This window comes from Alkalibacterium gilvum (assembly GCF_900109085.1).
GTDB classification, from domain to species: Bacteria; Bacillota; Bacilli; order Lactobacillales; family Carnobacteriaceae_A; genus Alkalibacterium; species Alkalibacterium gilvum.
The window spans coordinates 22,597-43,729 of sequence record NZ_FNYW01000012.1 but is presented as its reverse complement, the minus strand read 5'-3'; the positions used below and the strand labels follow the sequence as shown (position 1 = coordinate 43,729).

The 21,133-nt window shown below is 36.3% G+C and carries 18 protein-coding genes; 15 read left to right on the top strand and 3 right to left on the bottom strand.

Annotation, left to right across the window (positions count from 1 at the left end; translation table 11 throughout):
- Positions 1-354 precede the first annotated feature (354 nt).
- The 4 genes from BMX83_RS04790 (at position 355) to BMX83_RS04775 (ending at position 4,641) form a co-directional block, all read left to right on the top strand.
- Entirely contained in the window at positions 355-1,836 is a 1,482-nt protein-coding gene (locus tag BMX83_RS04790; RefSeq protein ID WP_091634097.1) for a nicotinate phosphoribosyltransferase, read from the top strand.
- A 40-nt stretch (positions 1,837-1,876) separates the two neighbouring features.
- The gene (nadE, locus tag BMX83_RS04785) at positions 1,877-2,704 is read left to right on the top strand and encodes an ammonia-dependent NAD(+) synthetase (RefSeq protein ID WP_091634108.1); all 828 of its coding nucleotides are present in this window, start codon (positions 1,877-1,879) and stop codon (positions 2,702-2,704) included.
- A 91-nt stretch (positions 2,705-2,795) separates the two neighbouring features.
- On the top strand, positions 2,796-3,932 hold the full coding sequence (nagA, locus tag BMX83_RS04780) for an N-acetylglucosamine-6-phosphate deacetylase (RefSeq protein WP_091634094.1): 1,137 nt from the start codon (positions 2,796-2,798) through the stop codon (positions 3,930-3,932).
- Complete coding sequence (locus BMX83_RS04775) at positions 3,919-4,641, top strand: glucosamine-6-phosphate deaminase (protein WP_281242043.1); 723 nt, start codon at positions 3,919-3,921, stop codon at positions 4,639-4,641. The genes nagA and BMX83_RS04775 overlap by 14 nt, the downstream gene beginning before the upstream one ends.
- Before the next feature lie 189 nt (positions 4,642-4,830).
- Here BMX83_RS04775 and BMX83_RS04770 read toward each other — a convergent pair whose 3' ends face one another.
- Positions 4,831-5,853 carry an LCP family protein gene (locus tag BMX83_RS04770; RefSeq protein WP_091634091.1) on the bottom strand — a complete coding sequence of 341 codons (1,023 nt, stop codon included), beginning with the start codon at positions 5,851-5,853 and terminating at the stop codon, positions 4,831-4,833.
- A 138-nt stretch (positions 5,854-5,991) separates the two neighbouring features.
- On the opposite strand from BMX83_RS04770, the gene BMX83_RS04765 reads away from it, so the two are divergent.
- Positions 5,992-7,080, top strand: a complete 1,089-nt coding sequence (locus BMX83_RS04765) for a glycosyltransferase family 4 protein (RefSeq protein WP_245746630.1) — start codon at positions 5,992-5,994, stop codon at positions 7,078-7,080.
- 41 nt (positions 7,081-7,121) lie between these two features.
- Here BMX83_RS04765 and BMX83_RS04760 read toward each other — a convergent pair whose 3' ends face one another.
- Both BMX83_RS04760 and BMX83_RS04755 read right to left on the bottom strand, forming a co-directional pair.
- Positions 7,122-8,183, bottom strand: a complete 1,062-nt coding sequence (locus tag BMX83_RS04760) for an LCP family protein (RefSeq protein ID WP_091634088.1) — start codon at positions 8,181-8,183, stop codon at positions 7,122-7,124.
- A gap of 151 nt (positions 8,184-8,334) precedes the next feature.
- Positions 8,335-8,970, bottom strand: coding sequence for a YigZ family protein (locus BMX83_RS04755; RefSeq protein ID WP_091634085.1), 636 nt, complete (start codon positions 8,968-8,970; stop codon positions 8,335-8,337).
- Between the two features lie 105 nt (positions 8,971-9,075).
- Between BMX83_RS04755 and BMX83_RS04750 the strand changes: the two genes are divergently transcribed.
- The 10 genes from BMX83_RS04750 (at position 9,076) to BMX83_RS04705 (ending at position 21,055) form a co-directional block, all read left to right on the top strand.
- Positions 9,076-9,933, top strand: a complete 858-nt coding sequence (locus tag BMX83_RS04750; protein ID WP_091634084.1) for a DegV family protein — start codon at positions 9,076-9,078, stop codon at positions 9,931-9,933.
- A gap of 125 nt (positions 9,934-10,058) precedes the next feature.
- The gene (locus BMX83_RS04745) at positions 10,059-11,408 is read left to right on the top strand and encodes an ATP-dependent helicase ComFA (RefSeq protein WP_091634081.1); all 1,350 of its coding nucleotides are present in this window, start codon (positions 10,059-10,061) and stop codon (positions 11,406-11,408) included.
- The gene (locus BMX83_RS04740; protein WP_177170501.1) at positions 11,405-12,097 is read left to right on the top strand and encodes a ComF family protein; all 693 of its coding nucleotides are present in this window, start codon (positions 11,405-11,407) and stop codon (positions 12,095-12,097) included. Before BMX83_RS04745 ends, BMX83_RS04740 begins: the two co-directional genes overlap by 4 nt.
- A gap of 151 nt (positions 12,098-12,248) precedes the next feature.
- Positions 12,249-12,818: a ribosome hibernation-promoting factor, HPF/YfiA family gene (hpf, locus tag BMX83_RS04735; protein ID WP_091634075.1), complete on the top strand. Its 570-nt coding sequence runs from the start codon at positions 12,249-12,251 to the stop codon at positions 12,816-12,818.
- 267 nt (positions 12,819-13,085) lie between these two features.
- Entirely contained in the window at positions 13,086-15,548 is a 2,463-nt protein-coding gene (gene secA, locus BMX83_RS04730; protein ID WP_091634072.1) for a preprotein translocase subunit SecA, read from the top strand.
- 190 nt (positions 15,549-15,738) lie between these two features.
- Positions 15,739-16,843 (top strand): peptide chain release factor 2 gene (prfB, locus tag BMX83_RS04725; RefSeq protein WP_177170500.1). Its coding sequence is split into 2 segments (ribosomal slippage): positions 15,739-15,801 and positions 15,803-16,843, totalling 1,104 coding nucleotides; the frame shifts between segments, so codons are not numbered across the junction.
- A gap of 398 nt (positions 16,844-17,241) precedes the next feature.
- Positions 17,242-17,928, top strand: a complete 687-nt coding sequence (gene ftsE / locus BMX83_RS04720; RefSeq protein WP_091634067.1) for a cell division ATP-binding protein FtsE — start codon at positions 17,242-17,244, stop codon at positions 17,926-17,928.
- Positions 17,918-18,808 (top strand): permease-like cell division protein FtsX, encoded by an 891-nt coding sequence (gene ftsX, locus BMX83_RS04715; protein WP_091634065.1) that lies wholly within the window; start codon positions 17,918-17,920, stop codon positions 18,806-18,808. Before ftsE ends, ftsX begins: the two co-directional genes overlap by 11 nt.
- A gap of 164 nt (positions 18,809-18,972) precedes the next feature.
- Positions 18,973-20,169 carry a S1C family serine protease gene (locus BMX83_RS04710; protein ID WP_091634062.1) on the top strand — a complete coding sequence of 399 codons (1,197 nt, stop codon included), beginning with the start codon at positions 18,973-18,975 and terminating at the stop codon, positions 20,167-20,169.
- 220 nt (positions 20,170-20,389) lie between these two features.
- Complete coding sequence (locus BMX83_RS04705; protein ID WP_091634060.1) at positions 20,390-21,055, top strand: HD domain-containing protein; 666 nt, start codon at positions 20,390-20,392, stop codon at positions 21,053-21,055.
- Positions 21,056-21,133 lie beyond the last annotated feature (78 nt).

Here is a 21,133-nt window from a genome sequence, read left to right as displayed (position 1 = left end):
TTCAACGAAACTCCAGCCGGAGTTTAAAGGCGCAGTGAAGGCGGCTTTGAAAAAAGTTAAACCTCAAGCCTCGATTGGTGTTAAATTTGGAAGAATAGCTAATTATGGCTCTACATCAAGCCCCATGGGTCAATTACAAAAATTATTCAATTAAGCTCTCTTTCTCAATCGTTAAAGGCGCTCGCAGAGCGACGAAACGATTGAGAAAGAGTTAAATAAAATGAGTGTTAATTATTTCTAGAATAACTTTCCGACAATAACTTTACACATACTGAGGAACCGGAATAAGCGCAAGAACGTGTGAGTTGTGATATACTGTTATATGTGAAACTTTATATATGAGGAGGAAAAAAGATGACTAAAACCTATGCGGATGACAGCTTAGCACTACATACTGATTTTTACGAACTAAACATGATATACACATACTGGAAAAAGAAAAACCATTTGAATAAGGCGGTTTTTGAGGTGTATTATCGAAGTAATCCTTTTGGGATAGGGTATACAATATTTGCTGGCTTGGAAAGAGTCGTTCAATATATAGAAAATCTCTCTTTTAGTGAGTCAGATATTAATTATTTAAGAGAAACCCAAGATTTTCCTGAGGCATTTTTAACGTATCTAAAAGAGTGGAAATTTAATGGGACGCTTCGTGCTTTTAATGAAGGAGAAGTAGCCTTTGCTAATGAGCCATTGATTCAAGTAGAAGGACCGATTGCCGACTGTCAGTTAATAGAAACGGCTCTCTTAAATATTGTTAATTTTCAAACGCTTATTGCCACGAAAGCTTCTCAAATAAAGAGTGCTGCCGGTGATGATCCAGTATTAGAGTTCGGGGCAAGACGTGCTCATGAATTTGACGCTTCATTGTGGGGCGCACGTGCTACCTACATCGGCGGCTGTGACGCAACTAGTAACACGAGAGCAGGAAAAGTATTTGGTATACCAGCTTCTGGGACACATGCACATGCGCTCGTTCAAGCCTACAGGAACGAATACCAAGCCTTTAAATCCTATGCTGAAACACATAAAGATTGTGTATTCTTAGTAGACACCTATCATACGCTTGATTCAGGCGTGCCGAATGCTATAAAAGTAGCCAATGAAATGGGAGATAAAATTAACTTTCTTGGTGTAAGACTTGATTCCGGAGACCTTTCATATTTATCAAAAAGAGTCAGACGTCAACTAGATGAGGCAGGTTATCCCGAAGCTAAAATTTATGTTTCCAATGATCTGAATGCAGAAACGATTTTGAATCTTAAAATGCAGGGTGCTAAAATAGATGTCTGGGGTGTTGGAACCAAAATGATCACAGCCTTTGATCAGCCAGCTTTAGGGGCTGTTTACAAGATAGTTGCTGTTGAAGGGGATGATCAGAGAATGTATCCTACTTTGAAACTGACAGCCAATGCCTCCAAGATAACAACACCTGGGAAAAAACAAGTATGGCGCATACGTTCCTACGATGGCTTGAAACCAGAAGGAGACTACGTGGCGCTGCATGAAGAAAGGCCTGACACGCAGGATGAATTATTCATGTTCCATCCACAATATACGTATATCAACAAAACACTAGATGACTTTAGTGCGCGCCCCTTACTCCATGACATTATTGTTGATGGACAGCGTGTTTATGACATGCCAACATTGGAAGAAATTAAAGAATATGCTAAAAAAAGCCTTTCAGAACAGTGGGAAGAGCATAAACGCTTATTAAATCCCGAGCCTTATCCCGTTGACCTTTCTCAAAAACTCTACGATTCAAAAGTAGAAACAATTAAAATGTTTGAAAAGCACGCTAAAAATGAGCCTGCTGAACACTCTCAGTTTTAATTGCTCTTTATTAGAACAATAAAGGAGGTAAGTAAAAATGATGTCTCAGATGCAAAAAGAAATAGTAGACAGGATGAGGGTTTCCCCTACCATCGACCCACAAAAGGAGATTCGACGAACCATTGACTTTATGAAGGCATATATGCGAAAGCATTCGTTTTTTAAATCACTCGTTTTGGGGATTTCTGGCGGACAAGACTCTACATTGCTTGGGAAATTAGCGCAGATGGCTGTCGAAGAATTAAGACAGGAAACTCATCATCAGGATTATCTATTTATAGCTGTCAGATTGCCATATGGCAAGCAAGCAGACGAAACGGAAGCAATGGATGCCATAGAATGGATAAAACCTGACAAAATGTTGCGTGTAGATATTAAACCAACAGTAGATGCAACTGAAAAAAGTATTGAAGCCAACAAACTGACCCTAAGTGACTTCAATAAGGGAAACATTAAAGCGCGTGAGCGTATGATTGTTCAATATGCAATAGCTGGAGAGACAAGTGGTGTTGTTTTAGGGACCGATCACTCTGCTGAATCGGTGACTGGGTTTTATACAAAACATGGTGATGGTGGGGTAGATATCAACCCGTTATTTCGTTTAAATAAAAGGCAAGGCAAAGAAATGTTAAGAGAATTACAGGCACCCAAACATTTAATCGATAAGATTCCAACAGCTGATTTGGAAAGTGATAAACCTAACATTGCAGATGAGATCGCTTTAGGTGTAACATATGATGAGATCGATGACTATTTAGAAGGAAAAATAATAGCTGAAGAGTCAGCCAAAAAGATTGATAACTGGTATCTAAAGACACGACATAAGAGACATTTGCCAGTGACTATTTTTGATGATTTCTGGAAGTAGAATCACGAACGGTACAAATTGAACAAACGGTATCATCCCAGCTATTAACGTGAAAATAAGAGTGAGCTATCAACTGAAAGGAGACTTTAAATTGACAAAAGTATACATTAATGCGCATGTTTTTACAGGTGAAGACGAAATTGAGGATGGCTTTCTTCGGTTTACGGAAAAGATTATTGATGTGGGCTCGATGAGTCAGTATGAAAAGCAAGCTGAAGATGAAGAAATAGATGCTAAAGGACAGTATCTGATGCCTGGATTTATAGATGTTCACAGTCATGGTGGCTATGGAATAGATAATATGGATGCCGATCCTGAGAAAATTAATGAAATGACCTATAAGATGTTGTCTGAAGGGATTACCACTTATTTCCCTACAACGATGACACAGTCAGATGAAAATATTGAGGCTGCACTAAAAGCAATTAATAAAGCTGCTGAAATGAACCCAATGATACAAGGTATTCATGTTGAAGGACCATTTATCTCTAAAGATTTCAAAGGGGCACAACCAGAAGAATACATTAGACCTGCACAACTTGACGTGCTAAAAAAATGGCAAGAATTAAGCGGGAATCGCATTCGTTTGATCACTTATGCTCCAGAAACTGGAGATATCAGTGACTTTGAAGAGTACTGCCAAGAGAACAATATTATTCTATCAGCTGGGCATTCAGGTGCTAAATATGACGAACTAATGGAGTCTAAAGCTACACACGTGACGCATTTGTTTAACGGACAACTCGGTTTACACCACAGAGAAATTGGTGTAAGTGGATTTGGATTACTTGAAGATGATGTGACTGTTGAAATGATTGTTGATGGTTTTCATATAACAGAAGAAATGGTGAAACTCGCTTATAACGCTAAAGGTGCTGATGGTATTGAGTTGATTACAGATGCTATGCGTGCGAAAGGAAGCCCTGAAGGGGAAAGCGAATTAGGTGGTCAAAAAGTAATAGTTAAAGATAAACAAGCACGTTTAAGCAATGGCTCTTTGGCAGGGAGTGTACTAACATTTATAGATGCATTTAAAAATATGATAGCCTTCACTGGCTGTTCAATAAAAGAGGCAGTGAAAATGAGTTCATATAATCAAGCAAAAGAATTTAATCTTTCTTCTAAGGGAGAACTGAAACCAAATTTTGATGCAGATATGATAATGTTGGATAAAAATTATACACTTAAACAGACTATTCTAGGAGGAGAAGTAAATGACATCGACTAATCCATCTAATATAAAAATTGAAATCGTAAAAAATAAGGATAAGGGAGGAGAAGCCGCATATAACCATATAAAAAAAGAAATAGAAAAAGGTGCTGATGTTTTTGGTTTGGCAACAGGGAGCACTCCAGAACCACTATATAAAGAAATTAGAAAGAGTGACTTAGATTTTTCTGATAAGGTAGCAGTCAATCTTGATGAATATATCGGCATAGGAAGAGATCACCCACAAAGCTATGCTTTCTTTATGAAAGAACAGCTTTTTGCTGAAAAACCATTTAAAGAAACACATATACCAGACGGTTTAGCACCGGAAGAGACTGAAGTGGATCGTTATAATACTATTTTGGATGAAAATCCTGTTGATGTACAAATTTTAGGTATTGGTACGAATGCACATATTGGATTTAATGAACCAGGTACATCTTTTGAAACCAAAACACACAAAGTGATGTTGACTGATGATACCATCGAAGCTAATAAACGTTATTTCGACTCCAAAGACGAGGTACCTAAGCACGCTTACTCAATGGGGATTGCATCGATAATGGCCGCTAAAAAAATCATTTTAATGGCCTATGGAGAAAATAAAGCAGAAGCAATTAGCAAAACAGTTAATGGCCCTGTTACAGAAGAGGTCCCAGCTAGTATTTTACAGAATCATCCAGATGTTACATTAATCGTAGATGAAGCCGCAGCAAGTCTTCTATAAAAATAGAATGTAATTTCAAAATAGAATATTAATTTCCTATTTTGAAAAATAATTGGCTAGAATAAAAAAGGTCACTTCGATATGAAACGACTCTGTAGTCGTTCTAATATGGAAGTGACCTTTTTTTACTAGATAAAAATAATTGTGCAGTATTTATTGGTTATTGAACACTGCTTGTGTTAATTCTATTTATTCAATTAACTCATCAGGATTTTCAATATCCTCCTCATTAACATTTGAGTCAAGGTTAAGATGTTCACGTAAAGTGTGTTGTGCTTCTTTTAATGATTCTTCATATGGATTCCAAACATAGAGTTCCCGATTATATCTTTCAATATACTCATACGAGGCTTCTCCAGAAAGGGTGACTGACTCGATATTATTAGCAGCGGACATATAATTAGAAGCGAATGTTATCATTTGTTGGCCTGACATATTTGTTTGTAAGTTTGGACGTATAGCGTTTAAAATATCTGTGAAATTTGCAACTGAGTTTAATGACACTAATTCATCCACGACTGCTGCAATCACTTCACGCTGTCTTTCCTGTCTGCCAAAATCGCCTCTAGGGTCTTGCTTTCTCATACGGGCATAACCTAAAGCTTCTTCCCCATTTAACTTTTGAAAACCTTCCTCTATAATAATGGCATCTGATGTTTCATTGCTATCTTGCACTGTAAAAGCAAAAGGCGCATTCACTGTAATACCACCAACTGAGTCTACCAGATCAACGAGTCCTTCAAAATTTAAAGTGGTGTAAAACGAAATAGGAATATCAAGATAATCTTGTACGAAAGTTATCAGACCTGAAATACCAACTTCTGGGTATACCGCATTAAATTTCTCCTGTATTTTACTCTCAGGTAGTGTGACTAAAGTATCCCTGGGAATAGAAAGCAATTTTGTTGATTCTTTCTCAGGATTAACTGTAGCGATAATAATAGAATCTGAGCGTCTTGATTCGCCAGAACCTTCAGCATCCAAACCGGCAATCAGGAAAGAAATAGGTTGAAGATCGCGTAGCGTTTTATCTTGTATGCTTGTATCTTGTAATTCTTCAGGTGTATCTTTATTCACATCGTTTAAAAATTCTCTCACTTCATTTGCATAATATCCTGCGATAATTCCTATTGTCGTAATGATAAGTAGGCTTAAAATAAGGACAGAACGCTTTAACCATTTGCGCTTGTTTTTATGTTTGTCTGATCTCATGAGGACCTCTTTTCCAAAGAATAAACGAATGTCTGTTATCTTCTTATAAGTTTAATGTAGTTTAAAGGGAATTGCAATTGTATTTTGAAAGTTTAGAATGCTATAATGATGACAAATTAGCATGAAAAGAGAATGATTATGTTTGATATGTTTGTCGTACTTCTTGTCAGTATATTTACTATGATAACGTCGCTAATATTGACCCCTCTGTTCACACACATGGCGATTAAAATTGGTATTACAGATGATCCAGAGTCAAAAGAACGAAGGGTTCACAAAAAAAGAATGCCCACAATGGGCGGAGTAATTATTTATGTCTCCTTTTATATAGCAGTTTTTTTTCTATTACCCATACCTAGAGGGCAATTGATTCCTTTGTTTCTTGCTTCGACGCTGATTGTTTTAATAGGTATAGTTGATGACTTATTTGAATTATCTGCATTAATAAAATTACTTGGAACCCTTGCAGCAGCAACAGTGATTTATTTTTACGGAGATGTTGCTCTTGAGACAATGACCTTTCCCTATATTGGGACTCTGGCATTTGGATCATTAAAGTTACCCTTTACCCTTTTATGGATTGTAAGTTTTACGAATGCTATTAATTTAGTTGATGGCCTAGATGGTTTAGCGAGTGGTATTTCAATGATTGCCCTAACAACAATGGGAATCATCGGATTTTTCTTTCTCACTATAGAAGAAGTATCGGTTTCTATCATGATATTTATATTGGTTGCAGCTATTGCTGGTTTCTGGCCATACAATTTTCAGCCTGCCAGCATTTTTCTTGGCGATACCGGGGCTTTATTTTTAGGATTCATGATTGGTGTATTTTCTCTTCAAGGTCTTAAAAATGCAACCCTTATATCTTTGGTTCTTCCAGTTATTATTATGGGAATTCCCATTACGGATACCCTTTTCGCTATGGTGAGAAGAAAAGTGAAGAAACAGTCAATCGTTGTAGCGGATAAAAGTCATATCCATCATCGATTAATGACACTTGGCCTCTCGCATCGTCAGACTGTATTAGCTATTTACAGTGTTTCAGCTATTTTTTCAATTATAGCATTGCTTTATAATTTCTCAACACTTATCGGGTCTGTCTTGTTAACCATTTTTGTTTTTGTCGGTGTGTTATTATTTGTGGAGCTTATAGGTCTTGTTGATGAGAATAGACGGCCTATACTCACTGTAATTAAACGTTTTGTAAGAAAAACAAATAAATAAAACCACTTGAATCGTTCAGCACTAAACGATTCAAGTGGTTTTTAGTTTTCGGTGGTATCTTTAATTGTGGTAAGTTCATCTTCGTTTGTCGCGGATGTATTTGAAGAGTTTTCTACTTTATTTAGTGAATCACTTAATTCGTTTTGGATGGATAAAAGACTATCGGAATTTATACGAACAAGATCCATGCCACGTTCAGTAAAGCTTGACCACTCAAAAATATGTGTTGAGATGGAAAAGGAATCATTTAATCCCGTTTGAGCGATTGCTAGCATGTCATTCATTCTCATATCTGTTTGCATATTACTTCCAACCGTTTCAGCAATACGTGTGTATTTTGAAATGGATTTAAAATTCAGAGCTTTCTTTATAATAGCTTCAATAATCATCTGCTGACGACCGCCACGCGCGACATCATTATCAATTTTCCTCGTACGTGCTAAGGCCAGAGCTTCTTCGCCATTTAATAACTGAAAGCCTTCATCTAGTTGAATAGATCCCGATTGATCATTCGAATTCATTTCATTAATAGCGACGGGGACATCCATTTCTATGCCACCGAGTTCATCTATGATATTTAAAAAGGCGGCGAAATTAAAGGTTGCATAATAGTGAATAGGCAAATCCAGCCAAGCTTCAACGGTTTCAACCATAGCACTTTCTTCTCCAACCGCATAAGCTGAATTTATTCTATCGTATCGCAAGGTTGTTCCTTTATTGATAATTGGAACGTAAGTGTCTCTTGGAATAGATACCATGTTCATCTCATGTGTTGTTGGGTTTAGAGTTGCGTAAATAATTGAATCAGCTCGAGTCGAACCGAGCTGGCGATCATCGTTGTTATCTACGCCCATAAATAGGAAAGAGACAGGCTCATCAATAGGATTTACTTTTTCAACAGGAGTATGTCGATCGATTTCTGCAAAAGAAGCATCGATTTCATTTTCAACCGTTGCAAACAGTTTGGCAATATATATAGCGCCAATAAGGATTACGGTGAACAATGGGATCAAAATACTGAGAATAATACGCTGGGTTCTTTTCTTTTTTTTATTTATTGTTTGAATGCGTGTTGAACGGGCTTGTTTATTTTGTTTGGACACTTGAGTTGCTCCTTCAAATAAAAATGGCTCATTAATTATTTCATTACTATTATTATGCTAAATGCTATATATGTCAATCTACAAGTGAAAATTTAACCGTTTACCAAGGAATATAAAAGCGTCCGAATAAAAAGAGCACTTAAAAGAATCATTAATTTTCTACAGGCACCTCTATCCAAGCTTGTTTTCCGTTCTGAAACGTTACGTTTCCATTTGTCCAGTTGGTTGCTTCTTCTTTAAAATACTCGGTTTCTTGAACAGGTATTACGCAGTGAAAAGACACAACGTCTGTATAGTCGACAGAGTGAACCATATACTTAGATTCTTCAAGGATATTTTGGAGTTTTCCACTGACAGGATAGGAAACAGATAATGAGATAAATTGATGAAGCTGTTTTTCAACAATACCTACTTCCAAGAGCGCACCACTTGTAGCTTTTCCATACGCCCTAATCAGCCCCCCAGCCCCCAGTTTAATTCCACCAAAATAACGAGTGACGACAGCAGTCACATTTTGTAATTTTTGTTTTTTCAGTACTTCTAGTATAGGAACCCCAGCTGTACCACTAGGTTCACCATCATCAGAGGCACGTTGAATCAAGGTTTGTCCATTAATGAGATAGGCTGAACAATTGTGCGTTGCTTTCCAATGCTCTTTTTTGATACGTTCAATGAAGGTTTGAGCTTCATCTTCTGTTTCTGTACGCGCTAACGTACAAATAAAACGAGATTTTTTTATGATTAATTCATGAGAGCCGTATTGTTTAATTGTTCGGTGATTTTCCATTTATAAGTCCCTTTCGAAATAGTCTTTTTGTTGGAGAATAGACAGAAACATGCTATAGTGTAAAGGTGATTATCAGATTGATTTTTATAAAAACGAGGTGAAAAAATGCGTATAGCTATTGTAACAGATAGTACTGCCTACTTAAACAAGAAAGAATATGAAGAGGATAACATCTACTTTGTACCCCTATCTGTCATATTTAAGGATGAAGTATTTAAAGAAGAAGTTGATATTACACCGGAGTATTTTTTTGAAAAGGTGAGGCAAGTCAAGCAATTACCAACAAGTTCTCAGCCAACTGTTGGGGATCTGACTAAACTATATCAGAGCTTGGAAGAAGAATATGATGCAATTATTAGTATACACCTATCTAGTCGAATATCAGGAACGTTTCAAAATGTTTATAGCGTAGCGAATAGTATGAATAATATTAATGTTTATCCATATGATTCTGAGATGGCTGCCGCAGGACAAGCGTTTTTAGTAAAGGCCGCTGCGAAATTAGCTAAAGAAAAACGAACAGTAAATGAAATAATCGAAAAACTAGATGAAATAAAAAAAGAAACAGAAATTTATTTTATTGTTGATGATTTAACTAACCTTATAAAAGGTGGACGCTTATCCCGAACAGCAGGAGGAGTGGCAACAGCTCTAAAAATTAAACCTGTGCTAACTTTTAAAGGCGGAGAAATTGTCGTCTGGGATAAAATTAGAACCAAGAAGAAAGCCTTGAAAAAAATTGAAACACTGCTTGAAGAATCCACAAAAGAAAAAGATTATCCCATTGAAGCAACTGTGGTGCACTCCTATTCTAAAGAGGAAGCCCTTGTTTTCAAAGGAAAAATGGAAAGTAAATTTCCAGAAGTTAGATTTAATTTCAGCTTTTTAGGACCTGTCGTCGGTGTTCACATTGGCGAAGGAGCTATCGGAATGTCTTGGACCATGGATATCAACAGACTATAATTTGCTATTATTTTTAATATAAATGAAAGACATCAGAATTCTGATGTCTTTTTTTGATGAAAAAAAGTCACTTTTTTAAGCGTTGGTAAATATATATAGTAAGAAAACGTTTAGGAGTGATAAATATGATGGATGAATCAGTGTTATATGGCAGAAGTCTGTTGAAGGAAGACATTCCTTTTTTACTGACGAAAGATATTGAAAAGCAGTTGAATATCAAATCAGCTATCACAACCAAAGGGGATAAGAAAATATGTACCAGATGTTCCACGCAATTAAACCTATCCAAAAGGTATCCATGTGTCTGTGGATCAACCTGTCTCTATTGTCGTGAATGCATTAATATGGGTAAAGTAAGAGAATGTGCGTCCTTATATTCTATACCTGATCCATGTGTGTTTAAGCCTTTTGATATACCTTGTTTGTCTTGGAAAGGAGAACTTTCAGAGCAGCAAAGAATGGCATCAAATCAAATCAATGAAAATATACGTAACCAAAAGGAAACCATTCTTTGGGCTGTGGCTGGTGCTGGGAAAACAGAGATACTATTTAAAGGGATACAGATGGCTCTAGAAAACAACAAACGTGTATGTATAGCGTCTCCAAGAGTTGATGTTTGTTTGGAGCTTGCACCAAGAATGCAGAAGGTCTTTCCTGAAGTATCCTTGGTTGTTTTATATGGCGGTGTAGAGGAAGCATTCAAATATACGCAGTTTGTTATTGCGACAACCCACCAACTTTATCGTTTTCAAGATGCGTTTGATCTTTTAATTATTGATGAAGTAGATGCTTATCCGTTTCATATGAATAAGCCTCTCTTATTTGCGGCAGAAAAGTCACGTAAAAAGATATCAAGTCTGGTCTACTTGACAGCAACTCCTGATAAAAAGATGCAAAGCCGAATAAAAAATAAAAAGATAGAGGCAGTCATACTTCCAGCACGTTATCATGGCTTTATGTTACCTGTACCACAAGCACAGTATCAAAAAAATAGTTTGAGGATGAATAAAAACATTGAAAAAACACGCCTTATTAAGCACATGAAAAGGTTAATCAATCAAAAGAAGAAATTTCTACTCTTTGTTCCCACCATTACATTGATGGAAAAATTGCAACCACTTCTAGCTTCCCTTTTTTTAGAGATCTCCTTTGAATGTGTTCATTCTAAAGATCCACTCAGGAAAGAGAAGGTTCTAGACATGCGTAAAGAAAATTTGGATTTTTTAGTAACCACAACCATTTTAGAACGCGGTGTTACCTTTGCTAATATTGATGTGCTCGTATGGCATTCAGATCACTCCGTTTTTACCGAAGCCGCGCTAGTCCAAATTGCAGGTAGAGTAGGACGGTCAAGTAAGTATCCAAAAGGTAACGTTACGTTTTATCACGAAGGATGGACAAGAGCGATGAAACGAGCAATAAGACAAGTAAAGCGAATGAATCGAATAGCTCGCAGTCGAGGATTAATCCAATGACTCAGTGTTTGTGGTGTGAAGAGAAAATTGAAATAGCATTAACCTTTTCTGGGTTATTTTTAGAAAAGGCAAAAAAAGAATATATCTGTAATACATGCATGAATCGTTTAGAACCAGTGTCAAATAAACACGATCAATGTGGTACATGCTGTAAGCCGTCTAAAGACAAGCAATGTCAAGATTGTCTCAAATGGAAAAAGATATATCCAGATTATGACTTTAAGCATCGGAGCCTGTTTTATTATAACCACTTTGCCAAAGAGTACATGGAAAAGTATAAAATAATGGGTGATTGTGAACTTGCTCTTTTGTTTTCTAGTCAGCTTAATAACTGTTTTAAGTCTCGTTTAAAAGACTCTGTCTTTATACCTATTCCTATAAGTGGGAAAAGTTTAACTGTTAGGGGATTCAATCAAGTGGAATTATTGCTTGAAAATGCTGGCATATCCTACATTAGGGCTCTAGAAAATATAAGTGAGGAAGAAAAACAAGCAAAGAAAAATAAAAAAGAACGCATGGAAATGAAACAACCTTTTGTACTGAAAAATGGTGTAGAGTCACAATTAAAAGGGAAGAACGTTATACTCGTGGATGACTTATACACAACAGGTCGGACATTATTCCATGCCGCTGATTCTTTGAAAAACTGTTTTCCAGCTAGCATAAAGACATTCTCATTGTTTAGGTAATTTAAGTTTATGAAAAAGGTGTACTTTGATTGAGAAAGTAAACGCTATCGGGTATAATAATATTAAGCAATCATAAATGAATTGCTAAATGATGGCCTTGATACTTAGTTATGAGGACGAGGCTATACTAGATTTGGAAGGGTGAAGTATTATGCTTAGATACAATGTTAGAGGAGAAAACATTGAGGTGACTCAAGCCATAAGAGAGTACGTAGAAAAAAAGGTAGGAAAAATAGAGAAATATTTTAACGATGTGCCGGAAGCTAACGCACATGTTAACTTGAAAACATACTCTGATAAAACGGCAAAAGTAGAAGTCACTATTCCACTGCCTTACGTGGTATTACGTGCAGAGGAAACTTCCCCAGATTTATACGGAAGCGTTGACCTAGTTGTTGATAAACTAGAGCGACAAATGAGAAAATATAAAACAAAAATAAATAGAAAAAATCGCCGTTCACAAGGTGTCAATGCACCACAACCAGTTGATAACGATCTATGGGCGGAATTGAATGTAGACGAAGACGGCGAAGAAGACTTGAGTGCAGCAATTGTTAGAACAAAACGTTTAAGTCTTAAACCAATGGATGCAGAAGAAGCTGTCCTACAGATGGATATGTTAGGCCATAATTTCTTTATTTTTGAAGATGCAGATACAAATGGAACAAGTATCGTCTATAAACGAAAAGATGGCAAATACGGATTAATCGAAACAGACTAATTTGAATTTATCTACGTATAATTGAAAGTTAAAAAGACGACCGCCGCTTTATTTAATAAAGCGGCGGTCGTCTTTTTTTGAGGTGATAACAGCCAAAAAATGTAACCGTTTGCTATGTAAACAGAACGAACTGAAATTTCAAGTTATCCTTGTACATATATGTTTTTACAGGTCTTTTATTTGCCGTCTAATAATGATATGATAATACAGTATGAGAACGAGTAGAAGTATAGTAGTAGAAATGAATAATAGAGGAGATTTACATTCATGGCTCATTTATTAAAAAGAATATTTGAAAATGATAATAAAGTTTTAAAAAGATATGGAAAAATTGCAGATAAAATTGAAGCACTAAGTGGCACAATGGAAGCACTATCCGATGAAGAATTAAAAGCAAAGACAGAAGAATTTAAAAATCGCTATGCTAAAGGAGAAAGTCTTGATGACATGCTAGTCGAAGCTTTTGCTACGGTAAGAGAAGCGGCACGACGTGTACTTGGCTTATATCCCTTTAGAGTACAATTAATGGGTGGGGTATCCCTCCATGAAGGTAATATTTCTGAAATGAAGACGGGTGAAGGTAAAACTCTGACGGCTACAATGCCAGTTTACTTGAATGCCATTGCTGGCGAAGGGGCTCATGTTGTCACGGTTAACGATTATTTAGCGACGCGTGATGCTGAAGAGATGGGTGAGTTATACCGTTGGATGGGCTTGACTGTTGGCTTGAACCTAAATGCTAAAACGTCAGCTGAAAAAAGAGAAGCGTATCTTTGCGATATAACGTATTCTACCAACAACGAACTTGGTTTTGATTATTTAAGAGATAATATGGTTGTATATAAAGAACAGATGGTACAGCGTCCTTTAAATTTTGCTATTTTAGATGAGGTCGACTCTATTTTAATTGATGAGGCGCGTACACCTTTAATTATTTCTGGACAAGCAAACAAGTCCACATCTTTCTACACACGTTGTGACTTCTTTGTAAAAGGTTTGAAAGAAGAAGAAGATTATACAATTGATTTACAATCTAAATCCATATCATTAACTGAGGAAGGTATCGAGAAAGCAGAAGGAACATTCCATGTAGATAATTTATATGACATTGAAAACCAAGCACTTGTACATCACTTGGATCAATCTCTACGTGCGAATTATATCATGCTATTGGACATCGATTATGTTGTTGATGATAACGCAGTGAAAATTGTTGACCAGTTCACTGGAAGAATTATGGAAGGCCGTCGTTATTCAGATGGACTACATCAAGCAATTGAAGCAAAAGAAAATGTTGAGATTCAAAAAGAATCTAAAACTATGGCGACGATTACTTTCCAAAACTACTTCCGTATGTATAAAAAGCTGTCAGGTATGACCGGTACAGCTAAAACAGAAGAAGAAGAGTTCCGTGAAATTTATAATATGAATGTTATAGCTATACCGACAAACAGACCGTTGATTCGTGACGACCGTGATGACCTTCTTTACCCAACATTAGAAAGTAAGTTTAAAGCTGTCGTAGCTGATATCAAAGAGCGTCATGCAAAAGGTCAGCCGATTTTAGTCGGAACTGTAGCGGTTGAAACATCTGAATTGATTAGTGATTTACTGAAAAAAGCGGGCATTCCACATGAAATTTTGAATGCTAAAAATAACTTCCGTGAAGCTGAAATCGTTATTAATGCCGGGCAGCCTGGAGCGGTAACTATTGCTACCAACATGGCTGGACGTGGAACAGACATCAAATTAGGTCCTGGCGTAAAAGAATTAGGCGGCTTATCTGTTATCGGAACAGAACGACATGAATCTAGACGTATTGATAATCAGCTTCGAGGACGTTCGGGCCGTCAAGGAGACCCAGGTGTTTCACAATTCTACCTTTCCTTAGAAGATGACTTGATGAAACGTTTTGGTTCTGAGCGTATTCGTATGGTTCTTGAGCAATTAAAGATTGCTGAAGATAATGCAGTTATTCAAAGTCGCATGATTAGTCGACAAGTTGAATCTGCTCAAAAACGTGTCGAAGGAAATAACTATGATACACGACGTAATGTTCTAAAATATGATGATGTTATGCGTGAACAACGTGAAGTTATTTATTCTCAAAGACAAGAAGTTATTTTAGAAAATGATTCGTTGAACTATGTGACTATTCCTATGATCAAACGAACAATCAAACGTTATGTTGAATTAAATACACAACAAGAAGACGCGTCGCAATGGAATCTCGACCATATTGAGGATTTTGCGCATACAACGCTTGTTCATCCAGAAGATCTAAGTGTAGAAGATCTTGAAGGGAAAAATGCAGGGGAAATTGAAAAATTACTTGTAGATTTATCATTGGCAAATTATGAAGCAAAAACATCTGAACTAAATGGTAAGGAACAAGTACTTGAATTTGAAAAAGTTGTAGTACTAAGAGTTGTGGATAGAAAGTGGACAGATCACATTGATCAGATGGATCAACTAAGACAAGGCATTGGCTTACGTTCTTATGGTCAATTCAACCCACTTACGGAATACCAACAAGAAGGTTTCACACTATTTGAAGAAATGATTGGTGAAATCGAGCACGACGTAACACGTTTATTGATGAAATCTCAAATTAGACAGAATCTTGAAAGAGAACAAGCAAAACCAAGTAGCGACAAAAAACGTGTCAGACGAAAATCAGATAAAATGAAGCAATCCGATAATGAAAAAGTACAAACACGATTAGGCTAACAAGATAAGGCGTGGGATAAAAAGTGTTCAGACCCGTATCACTGGAGCGGCTATTACTTGATGATTTTTGATTGTTAAGTAGTAGCCGTGACGTAGATGGCGGGTCTGCTTTTTTAAAAGATGTTTAAAAAACTTAAGTTCAAATGAGGTTGACAAAAAAGCAGTCTTTTATATAAAATGGGGGTTAATTATGGAAACAAGCGAAATGATAAATAAATTAAATGAAGCAAGAAATAATGTTGATAACTTTAGGGGGTCTCTTTGACTTAGAAAAGCTGGAAACAGATATTGCTGAGTTTGATCATATGATGGCGGATCCTAGCTTTTGGGATAATCAAGAAAAAGCTCAAAAAGTTATAAAAGAAGCCAATGAGAAGAAAGAAGTCTTTCAAACCTTTAATAAAATGGAAGACCTGATTGAGGAAATAACTATTTTATTGGATATGTTACGGGAAGAAGAGGATCAAGATATCCGAGCTGAAATTGAGACGGATTTAGCTGAACTTGCTCAGGTAGTTAATCAATTTGAGTTAGATATGTTGTTAAATGAACCTTATGACAAAAATAATGCTATAGTAGAATTGCACCCTGGAGCTGGGGGGACTGAATCTCAGGATTGGGGTGAAATGCTCTACCGTATGTATACACGTTGGGTGGAGAAAAAAGGTTTTTCTTATAAAGTTCTAGATTATCAAAGTGGAGATGAGGCAGGCATAAAAAGTGTCACCCTCTTGGTAACGGGAATGAATGCATATGGCTTGTTGAAGGCAGAAAAAGGGGTACATCGACTTGTGCGTATATCCCCCTTTGATTCGAGTGGAAGACGTCACACCTCTTTTGTATCAATTGACGTGATACCAGAAATAAATGATGACATCGATATAGAAATAAATCCTGATGAAATCCGCGTTGATACGTTTCGCGCAAGCGGCGCGGGAGGACAGCATGTCAATAAAACAGACTCAGCTGTTCGAATCACCCACAAAGAAACAGGGTTTGTAACTTCCAGTCAAGCCGGGCGTTCACAGATGGCGAATAAAGAACAAGCAATGAACATGATGAAGGCAAAATTGTATCAAAAAGAGCGCGAAGAAAAGGAAAAGGAAATGGATGATATAAGAGGAGAACAAAAAGAAATAGGCTGGGGATCTCAAATTCGTTCTTATGTTTTCCACCCCTATTCTATGGTTAAAGACCACCGTACAGATACAGAAACAGGAAATGTGGATGCTGTTATGGATGGTGATATCGATCAATTTATCGATGCCTATTTAAGATTAACAATGAGCAGGTAAAGTATATTAAACAAATACAGGCTTCCTTTTTAGGAAGTCTGTATTTGTTTGAGAATCTGATTCTGTCACATTTTAGACAATAATTCATATCGCTGTAATATAAAACAGAAGTGAAGGCTATGTTCATATCGTTAATTTTCATAAAGGTGAATCTGAGATAATGCTTGTTATTATACTATCTATAGCTAGAAGTCTGCTGTTATAAAACCAAGGAATTAAGGAATGTTTAATTAATAGACGGCTTTACTTCATTATGCATTGAAATAAAATTGTAATTTTTTTAAAACAGACATCGGTGAAAATGATGATATAATAAGTAAGGTTACAAAAAGCAAATGAAATGCTTAAGATTGCTTACCAGAATGAATAACAATATATAATAGATAGGTGATAATTAAATGATAGAGATGAAGAATGTCTATAAAAAATATCCTAACGGCATCACAGCTATCAATGGCTTAGATGTTACGATTGAACAAGGTGATTTTGTCTATGTTGTAGGTCCGAGTGGAGCAGGGAAATCAACATTTATTAAAATGATTTACCGCGAAGAACTTCCGACAAAAGGAACAGTAAAAGTCGGTGAATTTGATTTAATGAATTTAAAAAATAAGAAAATTCCTTACCTCAGAAGACATGTCGGTGTGGTCTTCCAAGACTTCAAGCTCTTGCCACGCTTAACTGTATATGAAAATGTTGCGTATGCTATGCAAGTTGTGAATAAAAACCCTAGACAAATAGAAAAGCGCTCATTAGAGGTTTTGGACTTAGTTGGATTAAAACATAAAGTTCGTATGTTCCCAAATGAACTGTCAGGTGGAGAACAACAACGTGTAGCCATAGCTAGAGCCATAGCTAACATGCCGCGTGTGTTGATTGCGGATGAGCCTACGGGTAATCTGGATCCGGAAACAGCTGAAGGGATCATGGATTTACTAGAAGAAATCAACAGCCATGGAACAACAATAATCATGGCCACACATAATAGCGAAATTGTTAACCGTGTAAGACACCGTGTTTTAGCCGTTGAGAATGGCCGCATAGCCCGTGACCAAGAAAGAGGGGAGTACGGTTATGAGAATTAGAACAATAGGAAGACATATTAAAGAGTCCTTCAAAAGCATTATTCGTAATGGCTGGATGACTTTTGCCGCAGTCAGTGCTGTAGCAATCACTTTACTACTAGTGGGAAGTTTGATTGCCCTATTAATGAACGTAAATAAATTAGCCTCAGACGTTGAAGAAGATGTAAGTGTCAGAGTCTATATTGCGACAGGATCAGAAAAAGAAGAAAGAGATGCACTTGAAAGTGATCTTGAAAAAATTGAGAATGTTGAAGACATAGAATTTAGAAGTAGAGAAAAAGAACTTGATGATGTTATGGGTAGTTACGGCGAAGAGTTCGGTTTGTTCGAAGGCGATGACAATCCTTTACATGATGTGTTTGTTTTGAATACGTCTGAACCTGAATTCACCTCAGAAGTTGCAGCAGAAGCTGAAGAAATTGGTCCCATAGTGGATGATGTCAATTACGGTGGGGCAGAAGCAGATCGGTTATTTGAAATTATGGATACTGTACGAAATGTCGGTGCAATAATTATTGGTGCCCTTATTTTCACTGCAATATTCCTGATTTCCAATACCATAAGAATTACTATCTTCTCTAGAAGAACAGAAATAGAAATAATGAAACTGGTTGGAGCAACAAACTGGTTTATTAGATGGCCATTCTTGATTGAAGGTGCCCTTATAGGATTCGTTGGAGCGTTGATACCTGTTTCAATCATTTCTTATATATATATCAGCGGTTTTGATACGATTATGAACTTCTTATCAGGCACATATTTCAGTTTACTACCGCCTAATCCATTCCTTATTCAAATCGTAGGACTGCTCTTAACGATTGGAGTAGTTATTGGAAGTATTGGATCAGCGCTATCCATACGAAAATTCTTGAAAATATAAAATATTGCATCGATGTTAATCATACTAAATGGTGACGTTGTAGCGATAATAGCTCTTAATGTGAATCTTTTACTCGCATTAAGAGCTGTTTTTTTGCCTAAACAAAGTAAGTTAAGCATTTATGTGATAAAATAAAGTAAATATGGATTTAAAGGATGAATATTATGACACTATTAGAGAATTTATTATTAGCTCTTTTATTATTTGTATTACAGCCTACATTTATTATAGGGTTTTTTTTAGCACTTTTAGCTAAAAGTAGACGCTTCAAACATTCCAGATATCAATTGCGAACGGTAATTTATAAGGAGAATTATGAAATCAAGCGATTACTGACTTGGGGAATTATACCAGGCGTTGTGCTGTCTTTATTATCTGTTTTTGTAGGAATGACAGTGACTATCGACTGGTTAATTAGCTATCAAATCATTACCATACTATTTTTGGGATTAGGCTATCGCTTTATTCATCCCATATTCACCTTCAGCCTATCTGGTTTAGCTGTATTGCTACTCAACATGTTTGTAACTGAGACGTCCTTGTTTGGAGAAATTTTAAAGCAATGGAACAGCCCAGTGTTTAGTCAAACACCAATGGATTATGAGAGTACTCAAGTTATCTATTTACTAGCCATACTTATGCTGCTGAGCACAGTTGGCATCTTAACTAAAAAGAAATTGGATAAATTTATACCAAGATTTTTGAAAACTAAACGTGGTAAATTGGTTGCCCGCTATAGAATGACACCTTTATGGCTTATACCATTAGTTGTAGTTGTGCCAGGAGATACAATAACAGCTCTTTTTGAATGGTGGCCTGTTTTTTCAATAGGTAACAAAACTTACTCTTTCTTAGTGATTCCTGTACTCTTAGGATTTAGATATACAGTTCAAGCTCAACTGCCTTCACTAGCAAAAAAAGCACTATCAAAGGATTTTACTGTTCTTGCTATAATAAACACCATAATTTTTGGTCTGTCATTCTGGCTTGATGAATTTAGTGCATTAGGTCTAGTAGTTCTTTCAGCCGGAGGCGTTTATGTATTATATAGACATAGACAAAGAGAAAGAAAATGGACATTTAAATTTGGGCCTGATCAAGACGGACTGCGTGTCGTAGCGGTCAGACCTAATAGTCCAGCAGAGCGAATGGCAATCGAAGTGGGTAATGTATTGGTAGAATCAAATGAAGCACCTTTACATTCAGTTGAAGATTTGACTGAATCATTATTTAATAATCGTTCTTATAGCAAACTAAAAGTAAAACGGTTAGATGGAGAACTTATTATAACTGAAACACCAATTTATGAAGAAGATGCACACGATTTAGGATTAGTTTTATTAGAAGACACCACTTACTAAAATAAAACGTTCATCCCCAGAAGATGGCGATAGAAGGTAACGCTTCTAAAGCTGTTTTCTGGGGTTTTGTATATAATATAGAATAAATTAATAGGGAAGTCTTTACAGTTTTGCAAAGAGTTAAAGGTCAATACGTTTGAATTAAAAAAACTAAAAATTGGAAACCATAACGAAAATCTGATAACATAAGGTAACTTTTATAAAAAAAGGGGAGAAGAAGATGGGTGTACATGAATATTTCAAGAGTTTAAGTGATTTGGAAAAGATTTATCGTTGTCCGGGAAAGTTCAAGTACGAGGAACACTCCGTAGCGGAACATTCTTTTAAAGTAACTAAAATTGCACAGTTTTTGGGAACGGTTGAAGAAAATAGAGGGAACGATATAAACTGGAAAGCGTTGTATGAAAAAGCGTTGAACCATGATTACGCTGAAATTTTTATTGGAGATATAAAAACACCTGTTAAGTATGCTGATCCAGATCTAAGAGGGCGTCTGGCTCATGTTGAAGAATCGATGACGCAGCACTTTATAGAGGCAGAGTTCCCGGAAGAATTCCAGGCTATTTACCATGAACGTCTAAAAGAAGGAAAAGACGAGTCAATGGAAGGGAAAATACTATCAGTGGCCGATAAAGTGGATCTTTTATATGAATCATTTGGTGAAATACAAAAAGGGAACCCGGAACCCTTATTTAATGAAATATACCAAGAATCATTAGATACAATACTAGAATTTAAAGAATTAGATAGTGTTCAGTATTTTTTAGCTGAAATCTTACCTGATCTAATACGTGGAGAGTTCACAAATCAATCAGAACTTGAAAAAATAACACACAATATATTAAACAATCACAAGATAGAACAGACATTCGCTATAGATGAATAAATATGGTAAAATAGAATGTGGGGAGAGAGGAAAGAGTGCTTACTTTTTTCTCTCTTTTAGTACTTTTTATGGACCTTT

What these genes read in the sequence shown, in the direction of transcription:
- BMX83_RS04790 (WP_091634097.1), top strand. Translation starts at nt 355, where the DNA reads ATGACTAAAACCTATGCGGATGACAGCTTAGCACTACATACTGATTTT.
- BMX83_RS04740 (WP_177170501.1), top strand. Translation starts at nt 11,405, where the DNA reads ATGACTCAGTGTTTGTGGTGTGAAGAGAAAATTGAAATAGCATTAACC.
- nadE (WP_091634108.1), top strand. Translation starts at nt 1,877, where the DNA reads ATGTCTCAGATGCAAAAAGAAATAGTAGACAGGATGAGGGTTTCCCCT.
- BMX83_RS04775 (WP_281242043.1), top strand. Translation starts at nt 3,919, where the DNA reads ATGACATCGACTAATCCATCTAATATAAAAATTGAAATCGTAAAAAAT.
- BMX83_RS04770 (WP_091634091.1), bottom strand. Translation starts at nt 5,853, where the DNA reads ATGAGATCAGACAAACATAAAAACAAGCGCAAATGGTTAAAGCGTTCT.
- hpf (WP_091634075.1), top strand. Translation starts at nt 12,249, where the DNA reads ATGCTTAGATACAATGTTAGAGGAGAAAACATTGAGGTGACTCAAGCC.
- BMX83_RS04765 (WP_245746630.1), top strand. Translation starts at nt 5,992, where the DNA reads ATGTTTGATATGTTTGTCGTACTTCTTGTCAGTATATTTACTATGATA.
- secA (WP_091634072.1), top strand. Translation starts at nt 13,086, where the DNA reads ATGGCTCATTTATTAAAAAGAATATTTGAAAATGATAATAAAGTTTTA.
- ftsX (WP_091634065.1), top strand. Translation starts at nt 17,918, where the DNA reads ATGAGAATTAGAACAATAGGAAGACATATTAAAGAGTCCTTCAAAAGC.
- BMX83_RS04745 (WP_091634081.1), top strand. Translation starts at nt 10,059, where the DNA reads ATGATGGATGAATCAGTGTTATATGGCAGAAGTCTGTTGAAGGAAGAC.
- BMX83_RS04705 (WP_091634060.1), top strand. Translation starts at nt 20,390, where the DNA reads ATGGGTGTACATGAATATTTCAAGAGTTTAAGTGATTTGGAAAAGATT.
- BMX83_RS04755 (WP_091634085.1), bottom strand. Translation starts at nt 8,970, where the DNA reads ATGGAAAATCACCGAACAATTAAACAATACGGCTCTCATGAATTAATC.
- BMX83_RS04750 (WP_091634084.1), top strand. Translation starts at nt 9,076, where the DNA reads ATGCGTATAGCTATTGTAACAGATAGTACTGCCTACTTAAACAAGAAA.
- BMX83_RS04710 (WP_091634062.1), top strand. Translation starts at nt 18,973, where the DNA reads ATGACACTATTAGAGAATTTATTATTAGCTCTTTTATTATTTGTATTA.
- ftsE (WP_091634067.1), top strand. Translation starts at nt 17,242, where the DNA reads ATGATAGAGATGAAGAATGTCTATAAAAAATATCCTAACGGCATCACA.